This window comes from Nonomuraea pusilla, assembly GCF_900109355.1.
In the GTDB taxonomy this organism is placed as follows: domain Bacteria; phylum Actinomycetota; class Actinomycetes; order Streptosporangiales; family Streptosporangiaceae; genus Nonomuraea; species Nonomuraea pusilla.
This window is the reverse complement of record NZ_FOBF01000024.1, coordinates 15759-32376: the sequence shown is the minus strand read 5'-3', so window position 1 is coordinate 32376 and position 16618 is coordinate 15759. Positions and strand designations below refer to the sequence as shown.

Genomic DNA, 16618 nt, shown 5'->3' with positions numbered 1-16618 from the left:
ACCGGATCGCCCCGAGCCGCCCGCTGCCCGGGGCGATCCGGTTACCGCGGGCCGGGCCGGGGGTGGTCGGTGTCGGGGTGGTCGGCCTGGAGCAGGGTCATGTCCTCCGTGCGGACCGGCTCGCCGCAGTGGGCGCACACCGTGAGCGGCTCCAGCACCTCCCCGCAGGAGTGCCGCCACACCGTCGGCGGCTCGCCCTCGGTGACGTACCGGTCGCCCCACGACATCAGGGCCAGCAGGACGGTGTGCAGCGCCCGCCCGGGCTCGGTGAGGACGTACTCGTAGCGCGGCGGGTGCTCCTCGTACTGGCGGCGTTCGAGCAGCCCGACCTCGACGAGCTTGCGCAGCCTGGCGGTGAGGATGTCGCGGCTGGCTCCGGTGTTGCGGGCGATCTGGTCGAAACGCCGCACGCCGAGCATGATCTCGCGCAGGGCGAGCAGGCTCCACCGCTCGCCGACGACGGCCAGCGCGTTCGCGATCGAGCACTGCCTGGGCCGTGACGGCATGACCACGCCTCCCGCGCCTCTCCGCAGCCCGAGGTCTCCGAGCCGGTCCATCTCCGAGCCGGTCCATCTCCGAGCCGGCACGTCTTCGAGCCGGCACGTCTCCGAGCCCGCGCCTCTCGGGGAACTCGGTCTCCCCGGGCTTCCTGGTCGCCCCGCGCCGCTCCAAGACGCGCGACTTCCAGTGCTTCCCCCTCGACCCTAGCAACGGTGGGTTGGACTATCCAACTCTCCGCAGGACCAGCGACTCGGGCGAGGCGGTGAGCGGGGCGGGCAGGACCAGCGGCCCCGCCCCCGGCGTGAGCGTGCCGAGGACGCGCGGCGCGCGGGCCCCCGTGCCCGACGGCACGGTGCCGGGCAGCCCGTGCGCGGTGCACCAGCCGATGAGGGCGAACGCGATCGCCTCCTTGTCGTCGGACGGCGCGCCGTAGGCGTCGGACGGGCCGACGTCCACGCCGGGCAGCGCCTCCCGCAGGCCCTTCATGACGACCGGGTTGTGACACCCGCCTCCGGACACCACGAGGGCCGACACCCCCGCCGCCGCGACGTCCCTCGCGACCGTCCGCACCGTCAGCTCGGTCAGCGTCGCCACCAGGTCGGCGTCGCCGGGCCGGGTGCCCGCCCTGGCCAGCGCCTCCTCGACGTACGCCAGGTGGAACAGCTCCTTGCCGGTGCTCTTCGGCGGCGCCAGCCGGTAGTAGGGCTCGTCGAGCAGCACGCCGAGCAGCCGCTCGTCCACGCGCCCGGAGGCCGCGACGGCGCCGTCCTCGTCGAAGCCGCGCGGGTGCAGCCCCCTGCTGGACACCACGGCGTCGACGAGGGCGTTGGCCGGGCCGATGTCGTAGGCGACGAGGTCGCGCCCGCGCACCACGGTCATGTTGGCGATGCCGCCCAGGTTGAGCGCCGCCGCCCCGCCCTCGTGCCCGGCCAGCAGCAGGCCGTCGAGCACCGACACCAGGGGCGCGCCGTGGCCGCCCGCGGTGATGTCGCGGACGCGGACGTCGGACAGCACGGGGACGCCCGTGCGCTCGGCGATCCAGGCGGGCTGCCCGATCTGCAGCGTGCCGCGCGCGTGCCCGCCCTCCACCCAGTGGAAGACCGTCTGCCCGTGGGAGACGACGAGGTCCACGGGGCCGCCGAGCTCGACGGCGCGGGCGGCGGCTTCGGCGAAGCTCTGGCCGATGAGGGTGTCGAGCTCGCACACCTCGGCCAGCGTCGTGGGGGCGGGCGGCAGCGCCGCGGCCAGCCTGGCGCGCAGCTCCGCCGGGTACGGGGTGCTCGCGGTGTGCCCGACCAGGCCCTCCAGCACGGAGCCTGCCAGGCGGAACTCGACGACGGCGACGTCGATGCCGTCGTGCGAGGTGCCGGAGATCATCCCGAGTACCCTCATGCCGTCCTCCCTGCGAAGATCTCGCGCGACCCTACCACCCGGGGGTCCGCGCCATGGACGGCGGCGTCCTCACAGCCGTCATTCACCCGGGGTTCACCGGCCGCCTCTACCTTTCCTGCCCATGAGCTGGAGGTACAGAGCGAACGCGACGCTTGAGGGCCTGACGGGTTACACGGTGAGGCGGCGGCCGCCCAAGTCCCCGCCGGCGCCGAAGCCGCCGCCCAAGCCCGCGCCGGAGACACTGCGACTGCCGGGCGACGAGGTGCGCCCGCCCGTGGACCCGTCCTGCGACAGGCTGCTGCGCGAGCCGGTGTTCCTCCTGTCGTCGGTGCGTTCGGGCTCCACGCTGCTGCGCGTCATGCTGAACAGCCACTCGCGCGTCCACTCCCCGATCGAGACGCACTTCCGCAGGATGACCGTCGGCCTGCTCACCGACCCGGTACGCCAGGCGATGCAGCTGCTCGGCCACACCCACAGCGACCTGGAGCACCTGGTCTGGGACCGGCTGCTGCACAGGGAGCTCGCCCGCAGCGGCAAGCCGGTCCTGGTGGAGAAGACGCCGAGCAACGTCTTCGCCTGGCGGCGCATCGCGACGTGCTGGCCGGACGCCAGGTACGTCTTCCTGCTGCGGCACCCGGTGTCGATCGCGCAGTCGTGGCACGAGGCCGACCCGGAGAGGCGGCCGATGGAGGAGGCGGTGCCGCGCACTCTGAGCTACATGACGTACCTGGAGGAGGCCAGGACGAACCTGGACGGGCTGACCGTCAGGTACGAGGAGCTGGTGTCCGACCCGGAGGCGGTGCTGCGGCGGCTGTGCGCGTTCCTCGGGGTGGAGTGGGAACCGTCGATGCTGCGCTACGGCGACAAGGAGCACGGCGCGTTCGTGAAGGGCGTGGGCGACTGGCGGGACAAGATCCGGGCCGGCACGGTGGTGGCGGGCCGCCCGCTGCCGTCGCCTGAGGAGGTCCCGGCGGGGTTGCGGGACGTCTGCCGCCTCTGGGGCTACCTCCCCGACGACGCCTGACGAGGGCCCCGGCGAGGGGCCTGGGAGGGGCGTGACGGGGAACGCGGCGGGCGGTGGCCGTACGGGGGCCAGTCCTGCGGCCGTCCGGTGGCTGGAGAGTTCGCTCGGCATTTGCCCGCTATTCGCCCGCGCTCCCGCTATGTTGCCATGCGTGATCAACGGGCCTTCTCGTCGTGCCTTCCTGGCCGGGACCCTGGCCGGCATCTCCGTCCCTCCCACCGGCGCCGCCGCGGCCGCCACCCCGACCCCCGGGGCGCGCGCCGGGCTGCCGTCGCGGCCCAACGTCGTGGTCGTGCTCGCCGACGACCTGGGATGGGGGGAGATCGGCAGCCAGGGCCAGCGCCTGGCCCGCACGCCCACGCTGGACCGGCTGGCGGCGGAGGGCGTGCGCTTCGAGACGGCGTACTCGGGCGCGCCGCTGTGCGCGCCGTCGCGCTGCGCCCTGCTGACCGGGCTGCACGCGGGCCACGGCACGGTCCGCGAGAACCCGGAGGGCGGGCCGCAGCGCTCCCTGACGTCGGCGGACGTCACGTTCGCGGAGCTGCTCCAGCTCGCCGGCTACCGTACGGCCTGCATCGGCAAGTGGGGTTTCGGCCCGGAGGAGCCCGGCCAGCCGTCGCACCCGAACGAGCGGGGGTTCGGCGAGTTCTTCGGCTACATCGGGCACAAGCACGCCCACGAGTACTACCCGCGGTACCTGTGGCACAACGGCGAGCGGGTGGAGCTCGGCGGGCGCGCTTACGCGCCCGACCTGTTCAGGCGGCGCGCCCAGAAGTTCATCAGGCGGCGGGCCGACGAGCCGTTCCTGCTGTACTTCGCCTCCAACCTGCCGCACGCGCCGAGCGTGGTGCCGGGCGACGCGGGCCGCTACGAGCACGAGCCGTGGACGCGCGCCAACCGCCGGCACGCCGCGCAGGTCAGCAGGCTGGACGCGGACGTGGCCGCGCTGGTGCGCACGCTGCGCGAGACCGGGGCAGCGGAACGGACGCTGCTGCTGTTCACCAGCGACAACGGCCCGCACCACGAGAAGGGCGTCACCCCGGAGCTGTTCGACGCGAACGGCCCCTGGCGCGGCGTCAAGCGCCAGCTCTACGAGGGCGGCATCCGGGTGCCGTTCATCGCCTGGTCGCCGCGGCTGCGGCCGCGCGTGGAGACGCAGCCGGTGGCCTCGTGGGACGTGCTGCCGACGCTGGCGGACCTGGCCGGCGTCCCGGCCCCCGCGCATCTCGACGGCCGCTCGTTCCGCGGGCTGCTCACCGGTGAGGGCGCGCCCGCCCACGACCACCTGGTGTGGAACCGGCCGCGCAAGATGCAGGCGATCAGGCGCGGCCGGTGGAAGGCCATCAGGTTCGCGCCGCACATCGCCGGAGCCGGGCCGCGCGGCCGGGTCGAGCTGTACGACCTCGACGCCGACCCGGGGGAGCGGCGGAACCTGGCCGCGCTCAGGCCCGCGCTGGCCGCCGACCTGGTCGCCAGGCTGGACCGGTCGATCGGCCCCGACCCGCGCCTGCCGTACGGGATGGAGCTGGCCGTGGCCGACGGCCGCCTGACCGTGACGCTGCGCAACGGCTCGGCGGTGTCCTGGCGCGACGTGGAGCTGTCGGTCGGCGGCGCCCGCCCGGCGAGCGCGCCGGCGGGGACGCTGGCGCCGGGCGAGGAGACCTCGGCGGTGTTCCCGCTGGCGGGCGCGGACCCGGCCGGCGTGACGGCGCGGGCCGTCTTCCGCACGTCCCGGGGGCGGCACGTCTTCCGCCGACGCCGGCGGGCGGGTGCCGCCGCGAGCGGTGACGGCACGGCCGCCACCCGTTGACACCGCGAGCGGTGACGGCACGGCCGCCGCCCGCTGGTACCGCGCGCGGCGGCGAGGTGAAGGGCCTCCCCGGCCGCTAGGGCAGCCGTCCGACGTGCGCGAGGGCCTGCTTGAGCAGCACGCCCTGCCCGCCCGCCATGTCCTGCTGCACCATCGGCGACGCCGCCTCCTCGGGCGTGAACCACACGAGGTCGAGCGCGTCCTGGCGCGGGCGGCAGTCGCCGGCGACCGGCACGATGTAGGCGAGCGAGACGGCGTGCTGGCGCGGGTCGTGGTACGGCGTGACGCCCGGCGTCGGGAAGTACTCGGCTACCGTGAACGGCTGCGGCGACGCCGGGATGGCGGGCAGCGCCACCGGGCCGAGGTCCTTCTCCAGGTGGCGCAGCAGCGCGTCGCGGATCCGCTCGTGGTGCAGGACGCGGCCGGACACCAGCGCCCGGGTGACCGTGCCGTCGGGCGCGATGCGCAGCAGCAGGCCGACGCGGGTCACGACGCCTGTCTCGTCGACCCGCACCGGCACCGCGTCGATGTAGAGGATCGGCATCTGGCCCCGCACCTGCTCCAGGTGCTCGGGCGCGAGCCAGCCCGGTGCGGTTTCGGTCTGTTCGGTCATCTGCCGATCTTACGTCGCGGCCCGCCGCCGGGCGCCCGCGCCCCGCAGCAGGGACGCGCCCTTCGCGATCGCGCCGTCCCACGCCACGCCGTCACGCAGCCAGGAGACGCCGTCGCGGGCCGCCCCGCGCCACGCCCTGGAGACGCGGCGGGAGCGGGCCCGCCACAGCCGGGCGTGGGCGGGCTGACCGGCCACCCACGAGACCGCGCACACGGCGATCACGATGCCGACGAACGGCACGTACTCCAGTGTCTTCCTGTTCATCCGAGATCGCGCTCCGCCTCTGCTCTGGCGAGCCGCCTGCGCTGCGGCTCCACGGTGTACGCAGGATCGCCCGCCGACTCCATCCCGGCGTGGAAGATCCCGAACCTGGTGCACGCCGACCCGGCCAGCAGGGCGGCGCCCGCCGCGACCGCGGCGGCCCTGCTCCTGCCGCCCAGCACCTGCCCGGCCAGCGCGCCGCCCAGCGACAGCGCCGCGCCCAGCCGCAGCAGCCTGCTGCGCCGCAGCGGCTCGCCGACGTGGCCGAGCCGCCGCTCCATCCGCCGCGCCGCCACCGACTCGACGGCGGCGCCGAGCACCGCGGCCCGCCGCGCGGGCGCCGCCTCGGCGAGCGGCGCGGCCAGCATGCCGAGCCCGCCCGCGGACGCCGCGGCCGACCCGGCGAACAGGAACGGCATCTCGCGGTAGCCGTCGTGCCAGGCGGGCACCGCGGTGTCGCTGATGAGCGCCGCCGTGTACGTCGCCACCGCCGTGCCCGTCAGCCCGGCGCCCACGGTGGCGGCGCGGCCGAGCCGCGGGAACCACCCGGTCACCGCCGTGCCCGCCGCGGCGAAGCACTGCGGACCGAACGCGGTGAGTATCCAGGTGCCGACGCTCATCGGCGACGTCACCTTGAACACGCGCAGCATGTTGATGAACCGCTCCGGCCGGCCCAGGTCGTGGATCAGCGAGTACAGCGAGCCGGCCAGCGCCCCCGCCGCGCCCACCTTGCCCGCCCGCGCCAGGTCGGGCCGCCCGGTCAGCTCCGCCGCCGCCGCCAGCGTCGCCGACGCGCCCGCGAGGCCGCCCAGGAACAGGTACCCGGCGATGTCGTGGTCCTTCCAGGTCGGCTCGTTCAGCACGGGCAGGCCGTAGTAGGAGCGGAACTCCCGCCCCCGCACCATCGGCCGCCTGCCGACCCGGCCGAGCCCCGCCGAGCCGGGTGTGGCGTCGCGCTCGTGCCGCAGGCCGCTCGTGCCGTCCATGCGGACGTCGGTCTGGCTGTCGGCCGTGGGCGGGCCGGTCCTGGCCCCCATGCCGTGGTGCGTGCCCGCGCTCATCGCCCGCGCCCTTCCACCGTCCGCGCCCCCTGGTCCGGGCTCCTCATCGCCTGCGTCCCTTCCACGCCACGGCCGCCAGGCCGACGAGCAGGGCGGCGGCCGCCGCGCCCGCGTGCCGCCACATCGACGGCAGGTCCCTGGTGGTCACCACCGGGTCGGGCGGCAGCCCGTACACCTCCGGCTCGTCGAGCAGCAGGAAGAACGCGCCGGTGCCGCCGACGCCGTCGTCCGGGTCGTGGCCGTACAGGCGGGCCGACGACACGCCGCTCTCCCGCAGCCGCTCCAGCCGCCGCTCCGCGCGCTCGCGCAGCTCGTCCAGCTCCCCGAACTGGATGGAGTCGGTGGGGCAGGTCTTCGCGCAGGCCGGCTCCTGGCCCACCTGCAGCCGGTCGTAGCACAGCGTGCACTTGGCGGCCAGGCCGTCGCTCTCGCGCTTGCCGATCACCCCGAACGGGCAGGCGGGCACGCAGTAGCCGCAGCCGTTGCAGATGTCCTGCTGCACGACCACCGTGCCGTACTCGGTGCGGAACAGCGACCCGGTCGGGCAGACGTCCAGGCAGGCGGCGTGCGTGCAGTGCTTGCACACGTCCGACGCCATGAGCCAGCGGAAGTCCATGTCGCCGACGCCGGGCGTCTGGTGGCCGAGCGGCTTGCGCTGCTCGATGAACGCGACGTGCCGCCAGCTGTCCGCCCCGAGCCCCACCGTGTTGTCGTACGACATGCCGGTGAAGGCCGTCAGGTCGTCCGGTACGGCGTTCCACTCCTTGCAGGCCACCTCGCACGCCTTGCAGCCGATGCACACGCTGGTGTCGGTGAAGAACCCCATGCGGGCGGGCCGCTCCGCGTACCCCGCCTCCTCGTCCCGCGCGCCCGGGAGGGCCGTCTCCAGGTCCATGCGCCTCACACCTCCGTTCCCGTGCCGGCGACGATGCCCGCCCGCTCCCGGTACGCCGCCACCATCTCCCGCAGCGCGGGCCCGCGCGGCCTGCGGCCCGGCCTGATGTCCGCCGACAGCGCCTTGACCTCCTGGATGTGGGAGTTCGGGTCGAGCGAGATGGACGACAGCTCGTTGGCCGCGTCGCCCCTGGCCAGGCCGTTCGGCCCGAAGTGGAACGGCAGGCCGATCTGGTGCACCACCCGGCCGTCCAGGTGCAGCGACGGCATCCTGTCGGTCACCATCACCCGCGCCTCGATGGCGTTGCGGGCCGTGATGATCGTGGCCCAGCCGCCGTGGACGAGCCCCCGCTCGGCCGCCAGCTCGGGCGACACCTCGCAGAACATCTCCGGCTGCAGCTCGGCCAGGTACGGCGTGCCGCGGCTCATGCCGCCGGCCGTGAAGTGCTCGGTCAGCCGGTACGTCGTCACCACGTACGGGTAGACCGACGCGCCCGGCTCGTGGCCGCTCGGGTGGTAGCGGTTGTCGGGGTGCTCGTACACCTTGCGGGCCGGGTTGCGCTGGTGGCCGTACAGCGGGTTGACCACCGGGGAGTCCTGCGGCTCGTAGTGCGTGGGCAGCGGGCCGTCCACCACCCCGGCGGGCGCGAACAGCCACCCCTTGCCGTCGGGCTGCATGATGAACGGGTCGGTGCCGGACAGCGCGGCCGTGCCGGAAGCGCCTTCGGGCGGCCGGTAGCCCGGCGGCTTGTCGCGTTCGAAGTCGGGCTCGTCGAAGCCGGCCCAGTGGCCGGCGGCCTCGTCCCACCAGACGAGCTTCTTGCGCTCGCTCCAGGGGTGGCCGTCGGGGCGGGCGGAGGCCCGGTTGTACAGGACGCGGCGGTTCGCCGGCCACGCCCACGCCCACTCGGAGGCGATCCAGTCCTGCTCGTCGGCGGGCTTGCGGCGGGCCGCCTGGTTCACGCCGTCGGCGTAGACGCCGCAGTAGATCCAGCAGCCGCACACGGTGGACCCGTCGCCCTTGAGCTGCGTGTACCGGCTGAGCGGCCGGCCCTCGGCGTCCCAGCCGTTGATCTCGGCGAGCACGGCCTCGGCCACCGGCTCGCCCTGCTCGCCCTCCACCGGGTAGTCCCAGGTCAGGTCGAGGATCGGCGCGTCCACCGGGTCGGCGGACCCGGCGAGCTTCTCCCTGATGATGCGTCCCAGGTGGTACATGAACCACAGGTCGCTGCGCGCGTCGCCCTCGGGGTCGACCGCCCGGTGGTGCCACTGCAGCAGCCGGTTGGTGTTGGTGAAGCTGCCGCTCTTCTCGGTGTGCGTGGCGGCGGGGAGGAAGAACACCTCCGTCCCGATGTCCTCGGTGACCAGCTCCCCGGTCTCGATCTCCGGGCCGTCCTTCCACCAGGTGGCGCTCTCGATGAGGTTCAGGTCGCGCACCACCAGCCAGTCCAGCTTCGCCATGCCGAGGCGCTGCATCCTCGTGTTGGCCGAGCCCACCGCCGGGTTCTCGCCGAGCAGGATGTAGCCCTTGCAGGTGCCGTCGAGCTGCGCCAGCACCGTGTCGTACGTGCTGTGGCTGCCCGTCATCCTCGGCAGCCAGTCGAAGCGGAAGTCGTTGTCGGGCCGCGCCGACGGGCCCCACCAGGCCTTGAGCAGGCTCACCAGGTACGCCGGCATGTCCGCCCAGAAGCCCTGGTGCGGCGCGTCCGACCGCAGGAAGTCGGCCAGCGTCTGGTGCTCGTGCGCGTGCGGCATCGGGATGTAGCCGGGCAGCAGGTTGAACAGGGTCGGGATGTCGCTGGAGCCCTGGATGCTGGCGTGGCCGCGCAGCGCCTGGATGCCGCCGCCCGGCCTGCCGATGTTGCCGAGCAGCAGCTGCAGGATGCTCGCCGCGCGGATGAACTGCGAGCCGTCGCTGTGCTGCGTCCAGCCGACCGCGTACACGAACTCGGACGTCCTGTCGGGGCCGGAGTTCTCCGTCAGGTGCCTGCACACCTCGGCGAACAGGTCCTGCGGCACGCCGCACACCCGCTCCACCATCTCGGGCGTGTACCGGGCGAAGTGCCTGGCCAGCACCTGCAGGACGCAGCGCGGGTGGCGCAGCGTCTCGTCCCGCTGCGCGGTGCCGGTGAGGGTGGCGCCCGCGGCGCCGTGCATCTCGCTCCACCCCTCGGGCACGCGGCCGCCGACCCCGCGGGCGGCCTCCTCGCTCGTGCCGGTGGCGGTGACGACCGGCATGCCCTCGTACTCCCAGGAGTCGGTCACGTACGTGCGGGTGTCCGGGTCGAATCCGGAGAAGAGCCCGTCGAGGTCCTCGGCGTCGCGGTAGTCCTCCCTGAGGATCGTCGCGGCGTTGGTGTAGTGCAGGACGTAGTCGCGGAAGTACAGCTCGTTGCTGAGGACGTGGTTGATGATCCCGCCGAGGAACGCCACGTCGCTGCCCGCCCGGATCGGCACGTGCAGGTCGGCCAGCGCGCTCGTCCTGGTGAAGCGCGGGTCCACGTGGATGACGACCGCGCCGCGCGCCTTGGCCTCCATCACCCACTGGAAGCCCACGGGGTGCGCCTCGGCGAAGTTCGACCCCTGGATGACGACGCAGTCGGAGTGGACGAGGTCCTGCATGAACGTGGTGGCGCCGCCCCGCCCGAACGACGTGCCGAGGCCCACCACGGTCGAGCTGTGGCACACCCGCGCCTGGTTCTCGATCTGGATGACGCCGAGCGCGGTCAGCAGCTTCTTGATGAGGTAGTTCTCCTCGTTGTCGAGCGTCGCGCCGCCGAGGCTGGCGATGCCCATCGTCCGGTTGGTGCGCTTGCCCTCGTGCTCCGCCTCCCACGTCGCGCGGCGGGTCGCGATGATCCGGTCGGCCACCATGTCCATGGCGGTGTCGAGGTCGATCTCCTGCCAGTCGGCGGCGTGCGGCGGGCGGTACAGCGCCTTGCGCGCCCGCCGCGAGTCGGTGGTGAGCTGCAGGGTCGCCGCGCCCTTCGGGCACAGCCTGCCCCTGCTGATCGGCGAGTCTGGGTCGCCCTCGATGTGGACGACCTTCTCGTCCTTGACGTACACGTTCTGGGCGCAGCCCACCGCGCAGTACGGGCACACGGACTTCACGACCCGGTCGGCGCCGGCGGTGCGGGCCCGCAGCGCGGCCGTCGCCGCCGACCTGACGGCGGCCCCCTTGCCCAGACGGTCCTTGCCGGTGAGCTGCCGCAGCACCGGCCACACGCGCTCGTTCATCCGCGCGCCGCCTCCCGCATCGGGCGGTCCATCCAGGCCCGCCGCCGGATCCAGGCGTGGACGTCCCTGCGCGTGACCGGGTTGACCTCGCGCGGGTTCACCAGGTGCTGGGAGCGGGAGGTCAGCAGCCCCTCGCGTCCCGGCTTGCCCCTGGCCACGCTGTCGCTCCCGTCGGCCGGGACCCCCGTCGCGATGAGGTACGCGCGGCCGGCGGGAATGCCCAGCCGCTCGGCGATGTCGCCGTAGTCGTGTCCCTGCGACAGCAGCCGCAGGACCTGCTCCTTGCTCGGCATCGTTCCCCCCGGCGATGACTCAGGTCGGGAATCCTCCCCCTCCGCCGTACGGGGAAAACGCGAGGTCAGAGCAGGCGTGCGGAGATCTCGTCCCAGGCGTGGCCGTCGCCGGACGGCTCGAAGACGCGCAGCGGCTGCGCGGTCGCGGCCAGGGCGCGCATCTCGGCGAGGCCGGAGACCAGCCCGGCGGCGCGGGCCTGGACGAGCACGTTGCCGAGCGCGGTGGCCTCGGCGGGGCCGGCCACCACGGGCAGCCCGCAGGCGTCGGCGGTGAGCCGGCACAGCAGCTCGTTGCGGGAGCCGCCGCCGACGAGGTGGACGACCTCCACGTCGCGTCCCGACAGCTCGGCCGCCTGCCGCACGGCCCGCCGGTGGCCGAGCGCGAGGCTCTCCAGCACGCACCTGACGAACGCCGGGGGCGACGAGGGCGGCTCCTGCCCGGTGCGCCGGCACTCGGCCGCGATCCTGCCCGGCATGTCGCCCGGCGGCAGGAACGCCGGCTCGTCGGGGTTGACGACCGCGGCGAACGGCCGCTCGGCCTCGGCGGCCTTCAGCAGGTCCGCCAGGTCGGAGCCGGGCCAGGCGCGCAGGCACTCCTGCAGCAGCCACAGCCCCATGACGTTGCGCAGGTAGCGGACGGTGCCGTCGACGCCGGCCTCGTTGGTGAAGTTGGCGGCCCTGCTCGCGGGCGTGAGCACGGGACCGGGCAGCTCGACGCCGGCCAGCGACCAGGTGCCGCACGAGATGTAGGCGAAGGCGGGCCCTGACGCGGGAACGGCGGCCACGGCGGAGGCGGTGTCGTGGGAGGCGACCGCGGTGACGGGCACGCCGGCGGCCAGGCCGAGCTCGGCCGCCACGTCGCCGCGCAGCCCGCCGACCGGCTCGCCGGGGCCGCGCAGGGTTGGGAACAGCCGCGCCGGCAGCCCGAGCCGTTCGATCAGCGGCCAGGCCCACTGCCTGGTGCGCACGTCCAGCAGGCCGGTGGTGGAGGCGTTGGTGACCTCCGCGCCGCGCTGCCCGGTCAGCCAGTAGCCGAGCAGGTCGGGGATCAGCAGCATCGTCTCGGCGCGCGCGGCGTCGGGGTCGGACAGGAGCTGGTAGACGGTGTTGAACGGCAGGACCTGGAGCCCGGACACGTCGTAGAGCGTCTCGGCCCCCAGCTCCCGTGCCACCCGCTCGGCCACGCCCGCCGTGCGCTCGTCGCGGTAGTGCACGGGGTTGCCGATGAGGGCGCCGCGCCCGTCGAGCAGGCCGTAGTCGACCGCCCACGAGTCGACGCCGACGGAGGCGACGGGCCCGGCGGCGGACAGCCCGCGCAGCACCTCCCGGTACAGCCCGAGGACGTCCCAGTGCAGGCGGCCGGCCACCCGCACCGGCCCGTTGGGGAAGCGGTGCGCCTCGGTCAGGGTGAGCCCGTCGGACAGGTCGGCGACCATGACGCGTCCCGAGGAGGCGCCGAGGTCGACGGCGGCGAAGCGGGACCGGGCGGCGGCGGTGCGGGTCAGGCTGCGGGGCAACGGGTGGACTCCCTGGCGACCAGTTCGGGCTGGAACATGATGTGCTGGTGCGCGTGCGTCTCCGGGTTGTCGCACTCGTCGAGCAGCAGCTCGGTGGCGATGCGCCCCAGCTGGTACGTGGGCTGCCGCATCGAGCTGAGCGACACCGCCGAGGCGGCGGCGAAGTCGATGTCGTCGTAGCCGATGAGGGCGACGTCGTCGGGCACCCGGACGCCGGCGCGCAGCAGCGACCGCAGCACGCCGAGCGCCAGCAGGTCGTTGGCGCAGAAGACGGCGTCGGGCAGGCCCGCGTCGAGCAGGTCGGCCCCGGCCTTCTCGCCGGCGCGGGCGGTCATCGTGGCCATCTCCAGGACCCGCAGCCCGTCGGGGTCGAACCCGGCGGACCGCAGCGCCGCCGCCGCGCCCTCGCGCCGCTCCACGCACTGGCGGATCGTCAGCGGCCCGGTGACGTAGGCGAGGTCGCGGGCGCCGCCCGCGAGCAGGTGGGCGACGGCGGCCCGGCCGCCCGCGACGTCGTCGACGGCGACCGCGCACTGGTCGGGCCGGTGGGCGGGATGGTCGACGAGCACGACGCTGATGCCGCGCTCGCGCAGCCGGTCGAGCCTGGCGGGGTCCTCGCCGGAGGGCGTGATCAGCACCCCGCGCACCCGCTGCTCGGCCAGGACGCGCAGGTTGCGGCCCTCCTTCTCCTCCGACCCCGCGGAGTTGCCGAGGATGACGGCGTAGCCGAGCTCGCTGGCGACGTCCTCGGCCCCGGCGGCGACCTCGGTGAAGAACGGGTTGCCGATGTCGATGACGCTGAGGCCGATCGTCCTGCTGTGCCCGGCGCGCAGCGTGGAGGCCGAGCCGTGCCGGACGAAGCCGAGCTCCTTGATCGCGGCCTCGACGCGCTCCCTGGTCGCGGTGGCGACCTTGCCCGGCCGGTTCAGGACGTTGGAGACCGTGCCGGGGGAGACGCCCGCGTGCGCGGCGACGTCCTTGATGCTGACCATGGACATGGGCCCTCATTAAAACGTACAAACCGCTCCCGCGCCAGCGGTGGCGCAACGCGCGGCCGCCACCCGGGCCCTACGGATTGAAACGTTTCAGATTGAAACGTTCTTCGCTGCAGCGCGGCCAGCGTCTCCCGTCAAGACCGACGATCTGTAACGTTCGGGAGCCGGCGGCAAGGTCACGATCGGGTTCGCCTGGTGGGGCAACGACGACCGCGCCGAGGTCACGAACGAGGCCGTGGCCCTGTTCATGAAGAAGAACCCCACCATCAAGGTCGAGACGTCCACCGCCGTCTACGACGGCAGCCCGCTGGTGTGCAAGCTCTCGGCCTCCGAGTTCCAGCCCGACTCCGCCATCGGCGACAAGGCGTGGGAGACCTACGGCCGCGAGATGGCCCTCGCCCCGCTGCCCCAGGTCGGCGCCGAGCTCGGCCTGTACGCCGAGCCGCCGATGATCCTGTCGGTCTACGACCGCGCCAAGAACAGGGACGCCGCGCTCAAGCTGGCCGACTTCCTCGTCAACGACCCCGAGGCCGGCAAGATCCTCGGCATGGCCCGCGGCCTGCCCGCCAACCTCAGGACCCGCGTGGCCATCACCCCCGGCCTGAGCGGCCCGTGGAAGCAGGTCCACGCGTACGAGGAGTCGATCTCCAGCCAGGTCAAGCTCGGCCCGCCCGCCCCGCCGAAGGGCGCCAGCGCCAACTTCCTGCTGTTCAACAAGCTCTACGAGGACGTCATGTACGGCAAGTTCACCCCCGAGGACGCCGCCAGGCGGTACTACGCCGAGGCCCAGCAGAACCTCGCCGGGTGAGACATGGCCACCACCACTGCGCGGCGTGAGCGGGTCGCGGCGGCCCCGCCCCGGACCCGGGTCAAGGAGCGCGCCGGCATCGCCTACCTCTTCCTGTCGCCCTGGGCCGCGGGCGCGGTGCTGCTGCTGACCCGCGGCCCGATGCTCGCCTCGCTCTACCTGTCGTTCACCGACTACGACCTGTTCACCACCCGCCGCGCGCCTACTGGGCGGCGCTGCGGGAGGTGGCGCGCGGCGGTCCGCCGGGGTTCGCGGCGCCCGCCGCGCTCGCCGCGGTGCTGCTGCTGGACTGGGCGGCGGTACGGGCGGGGGTGCCGGGGCACCGGGCGCTGGCCGTGCTGGTGCCGGTGCTCGCCGCCGCCGCGTTCGTGGTGGGGCTGCGGGCGGCGGCTGCCTGGCGGCCCGGCGCCGCCTGGCGCGAGGTTGCGGCGGCGGCCGCCGGAGCCGCCGCGCGCGACGCGTACGGCACCGCGCTGCTGGTGATGGCGACGGGCGCGGCCGGGGTCGTCGCGGCGTCGGTGCCGGTGACGGCGCCGCTGGTGGTCGGCCAGCTCGCCCTGGTAGCCGTCGCGGTCGACGCCAGGAGCCGTACGCCTTAAAACGTGGCAACACCGACCGCGGGTCACGACGCCCGCGGCGCAGCCGGCGCCGCATTGACAGCGAGCGCCACGACCCCTAGTTTCCTGACCGACCGTATTAAAACGTTTCGAAGGAGGGCGTCCGTGCAACGCGTCTGCTTCCTGCTCAAGGTCCGCGAGGAGCGGCTCGACGAGTACCGGGAGCGCCACCGCGAGGTCTGGCCCGACATGCTCGACGCGCTCAGCGGCGCCGGCTGGCGCAACTACTCGCTCTTCCTCCGCGAGGACGGCCTGCTCGTGGGCTACCTGGAGACCGACGACTTCGGGTCCGCGCGCGAGGCGATGGCCGCGACCGAGGTCAACGCCCGCTGGCAGGCCGAGATGGCGCCCTTCTTCGAGGAGCTCGACGGGCGCCCCGACGAGGGCATGCGCCCGCTCGACGAAGTGTTCCACCTGGACTGATCGGGGACCCATGACGACCGACATCAAGGCCACGCTGCGCGCCCAGCGCATCGAGACCCCTTCGTGGGCCTACGGCAACAGCGGCACCAGGTTCAAGGTGTTCGCGCAGAAGGGCGTGCCGCGCGACCCGTACGAGAAACTCGCCGACGCCGCGCAGGTGCACGCCCACACCGGCGCGGCGCCCACCGTCGCCCTGCACATCCCCTGGGACGCGGTGGACGACTACGCCGACCTGGCCCGCCACGCCCGCGAGCACGGCGTCGCCATCGGCGCGATCAACTCCAACGTCTTCCAGGACGACGACTACATGCTCGGCAGCGTCACCAACCCCGACCCGCGGGTGCGCCGCAAGGCACTCGGCCACCTGCTGGAGTGCGTGGACGTCATGGACGCCACCGGTTCCGACACGCTCAAGCTGTGGTTCTCCGACGGGCTCAACTACCCCGGCCAGGACGACCTCCGCGCCCGCCAGGACCGCCTCGCCGAGGCGCTGTCGGCCGTGTACGAGCGGCTCGGCGACGGCCAGCGCTTCCTGCTGGAGTACAAGCTGTTCGAGCCCGCCTTCTACGCCACCGACGTGCCCGACTGGGGCACCGCCTACGCCCACTGCCTCAGGCTCGGCCCGAAGGCGCAGGTGGTCGTCGACACCGGGCACCACGCCCCGGGCACCAACATCGAGTTCATCGTCGCGTTCCTGCTGCGCGAGGGCAGGCTGGGCGGGTTCGACTTCAACTCCCGCTTCTACGCCGACGACGACCTCATGGTCGGCGCCGCCGACCCGTTCCAGCTCTTCCGGATCATGCACGAGGTGGTCCGCGGCGGCGGGCTCGACCCGCGGACCGGCGTCGCCTTCATGCTCGACCAGTGCCACAACATCGAGCCCAAGATCCCCGGCCAGATCAGGTCGGTCATGAACGTCCAGGAGGCCACCGCCAAGGCCCTCCTGGTCGACGCGGCCGCCCTGCGCGCCGCCCAGGACGCGGGAGACGTGCTCGGCGCCAACGCCGTGCTCATGGACGCCTACAACACCGACGTCCGCCCGCTGCTCGCCGAGCTGCGCGAGGAGTCGGGGCTCGACCCCGACCCGATGGCCGCGTACGCCAGATCCGGATACTCCGACAAGATCGCCGCCGAGCGTGTCGGCGGCACCCAGGCCGGTTGGGGGGCCTGAC

General features: G+C 73.9%; 16 protein-coding genes. 6 read left to right on the top strand and 10 right to left on the bottom strand.

Annotation, left to right across the window (positions count from 1 at the left end; translation table 11 throughout):
- Positions 1-41: 41 nt before the first annotated feature.
- Positions 42-557, bottom strand: coding sequence for a winged helix-turn-helix transcriptional regulator (locus tag BMX74_RS35645; protein WP_337959877.1), 516 nt, complete (start codon positions 555-557; stop codon positions 42-44).
- 166 nt (positions 558-723) lie between these two features.
- Positions 724-1893 carry an anhydro-N-acetylmuramic acid kinase gene (locus BMX74_RS35640; RefSeq protein WP_055505497.1) on the bottom strand — a complete coding sequence of 390 codons (1170 nt, stop codon included), beginning with the start codon at positions 1891-1893 and terminating at the stop codon, positions 724-726.
- Positions 1894-2014: 121 nt separating this feature from the next.
- On the opposite strand from BMX74_RS35640, the gene BMX74_RS35635 reads away from it, so the two are divergent.
- Complete coding sequence (locus BMX74_RS35635; protein ID WP_091104955.1) at positions 2015-2917, top strand: sulfotransferase family protein; 903 nt, start codon at positions 2015-2017, stop codon at positions 2915-2917.
- Between the two features lie 151 nt (positions 2918-3068).
- Complete coding sequence (locus BMX74_RS35630; protein ID WP_177227645.1) at positions 3069-4727, top strand: arylsulfatase; 1659 nt, start codon at positions 3069-3071, stop codon at positions 4725-4727.
- Positions 4728-4803: 76 nt separating this feature from the next.
- Here the strand turns inward: BMX74_RS35630 and BMX74_RS35625 are convergent, their stop codons facing one another.
- From BMX74_RS35625 to BMX74_RS35590, 8 genes are all read right to left on the bottom strand, one after another.
- Positions 4804-5340 (bottom strand): NUDIX hydrolase family protein, encoded by a 537-nt coding sequence (locus tag BMX74_RS35625; RefSeq protein WP_055505494.1) that lies wholly within the window; start codon positions 5338-5340, stop codon positions 4804-4806.
- Positions 5341-5349: 9 nt separating this feature from the next.
- A complete protein-coding gene (locus tag BMX74_RS35620; RefSeq protein ID WP_091104952.1) occupies positions 5350-5604 on the bottom strand; it encodes a hypothetical protein in 255 nt (84 codons plus the stop codon).
- Positions 5601-6662 (bottom strand): NrfD/PsrC family molybdoenzyme membrane anchor subunit, encoded by a 1062-nt coding sequence (gene nrfD / locus BMX74_RS35615; protein WP_176573457.1) that lies wholly within the window; start codon positions 6660-6662, stop codon positions 5601-5603. Before nrfD ends, BMX74_RS35620 begins: the two co-directional genes overlap by 4 nt.
- 43 nt (positions 6663-6705) lie before the next feature.
- Positions 6706-7557 (bottom strand): 4Fe-4S dicluster domain-containing protein, encoded by an 852-nt coding sequence (locus tag BMX74_RS35610; protein WP_082535251.1) that lies wholly within the window; start codon positions 7555-7557, stop codon positions 6706-6708.
- 5 nt (positions 7558-7562) lie between these two features.
- Entirely contained in the window at positions 7563-10793 is a 3231-nt protein-coding gene (gene fdh, locus BMX74_RS35605) for a formate dehydrogenase (protein ID WP_091104950.1), read from the bottom strand.
- Positions 10790-11086, bottom strand: coding sequence for a helix-turn-helix domain-containing protein (locus tag BMX74_RS35600; protein ID WP_091104948.1), 297 nt, complete (start codon positions 11084-11086; stop codon positions 10790-10792). The genes fdh and BMX74_RS35600 overlap by 4 nt, the downstream gene beginning before the upstream one ends.
- 65 nt (positions 11087-11151) lie before the next feature.
- Entirely contained in the window at positions 11152-12603 is a 1452-nt protein-coding gene (locus BMX74_RS35595) for a rhamnulokinase (protein WP_256257469.1), read from the bottom strand.
- Positions 12588-13601, bottom strand: coding sequence for a LacI family DNA-binding transcriptional regulator (locus tag BMX74_RS35590; protein ID WP_091104947.1), 1014 nt, complete (start codon positions 13599-13601; stop codon positions 12588-12590). Before BMX74_RS35590 ends, BMX74_RS35595 begins: the two co-directional genes overlap by 16 nt.
- Positions 13602-13833: 232 nt before the next feature.
- On the opposite strand from BMX74_RS35590, the gene BMX74_RS35585 reads away from it, so the two are divergent.
- The 4 genes from BMX74_RS35585 (at position 13834) to rhaI (ending at position 16617) form a co-directional block, all read left to right on the top strand.
- Positions 13834-14406: a hypothetical protein gene (locus BMX74_RS35585; RefSeq protein WP_091104945.1), complete on the top strand. Its 573-nt coding sequence runs from the start codon at positions 13834-13836 to the stop codon at positions 14404-14406.
- Positions 14407-14630: 224 nt separating this feature from the next.
- Positions 14631-15005: a hypothetical protein gene (locus tag BMX74_RS43470; RefSeq protein ID WP_177227644.1), complete on the top strand. Its 375-nt coding sequence runs from the start codon at positions 14631-14633 to the stop codon at positions 15003-15005.
- Between the two features lie 123 nt (positions 15006-15128).
- On the top strand, positions 15129-15446 hold the full coding sequence (locus BMX74_RS35575; RefSeq protein WP_055505487.1) for an L-rhamnose mutarotase: 318 nt from the start codon (positions 15129-15131) through the stop codon (positions 15444-15446).
- 10 nt (positions 15447-15456) lie between these two features.
- Complete coding sequence (gene rhaI, locus BMX74_RS35570) at positions 15457-16617, top strand: L-rhamnose isomerase (protein WP_091104943.1); 1161 nt, start codon at positions 15457-15459, stop codon at positions 16615-16617.
- Position 16618: the final 1 nt, after the last annotated feature.

Bases quoted from the DNA above. Each gene is read 5' to 3' on its own strand.
- nrfD (WP_176573457.1), bottom strand. From the start codon at position 6,662: ATGAGCGCGGGCACGCACCACGGCATGGGGGCCAGGACCGGCCCGCCC.
- BMX74_RS35600 (WP_091104948.1), bottom strand. From the start codon at position 11,086: ATGCCGAGCAAGGAGCAGGTCCTGCGGCTGCTGTCGCAGGGACACGAC.
- BMX74_RS35590 (WP_091104947.1), bottom strand. From the start codon at position 13,601: ATGTCCATGGTCAGCATCAAGGACGTCGCCGCGCACGCGGGCGTCTCC.
- BMX74_RS35620 (WP_091104952.1), bottom strand. From the start codon at position 5,604: ATGAACAGGAAGACACTGGAGTACGTGCCGTTCGTCGGCATCGTGATC.
- fdh (WP_091104950.1), bottom strand. From the start codon at position 10,793: ATGAACGAGCGCGTGTGGCCGGTGCTGCGGCAGCTCACCGGCAAGGAC.
- rhaI (WP_091104943.1), top strand. From the start codon at position 15,457: ATGACGACCGACATCAAGGCCACGCTGCGCGCCCAGCGCATCGAGACC.
- BMX74_RS35640 (WP_055505497.1), bottom strand. From the start codon at position 1,893: ATGAGGGTACTCGGGATGATCTCCGGCACCTCGCACGACGGCATCGAC.
- BMX74_RS35610 (WP_082535251.1), bottom strand. From the start codon at position 7,557: ATGGACCTGGAGACGGCCCTCCCGGGCGCGCGGGACGAGGAGGCGGGG.
- BMX74_RS35645 (WP_337959877.1), bottom strand. From the start codon at position 557: ATGGACCGGCTCGGAGACCTCGGGCTGCGGAGAGGCGCGGGAGGCGTG.
- BMX74_RS35635 (WP_091104955.1), top strand. From the start codon at position 2,015: ATGAGCTGGAGGTACAGAGCGAACGCGACGCTTGAGGGCCTGACGGGT.
- BMX74_RS35625 (WP_055505494.1), bottom strand. From the start codon at position 5,340: ATGACCGAACAGACCGAAACCGCACCGGGCTGGCTCGCGCCCGAGCAC.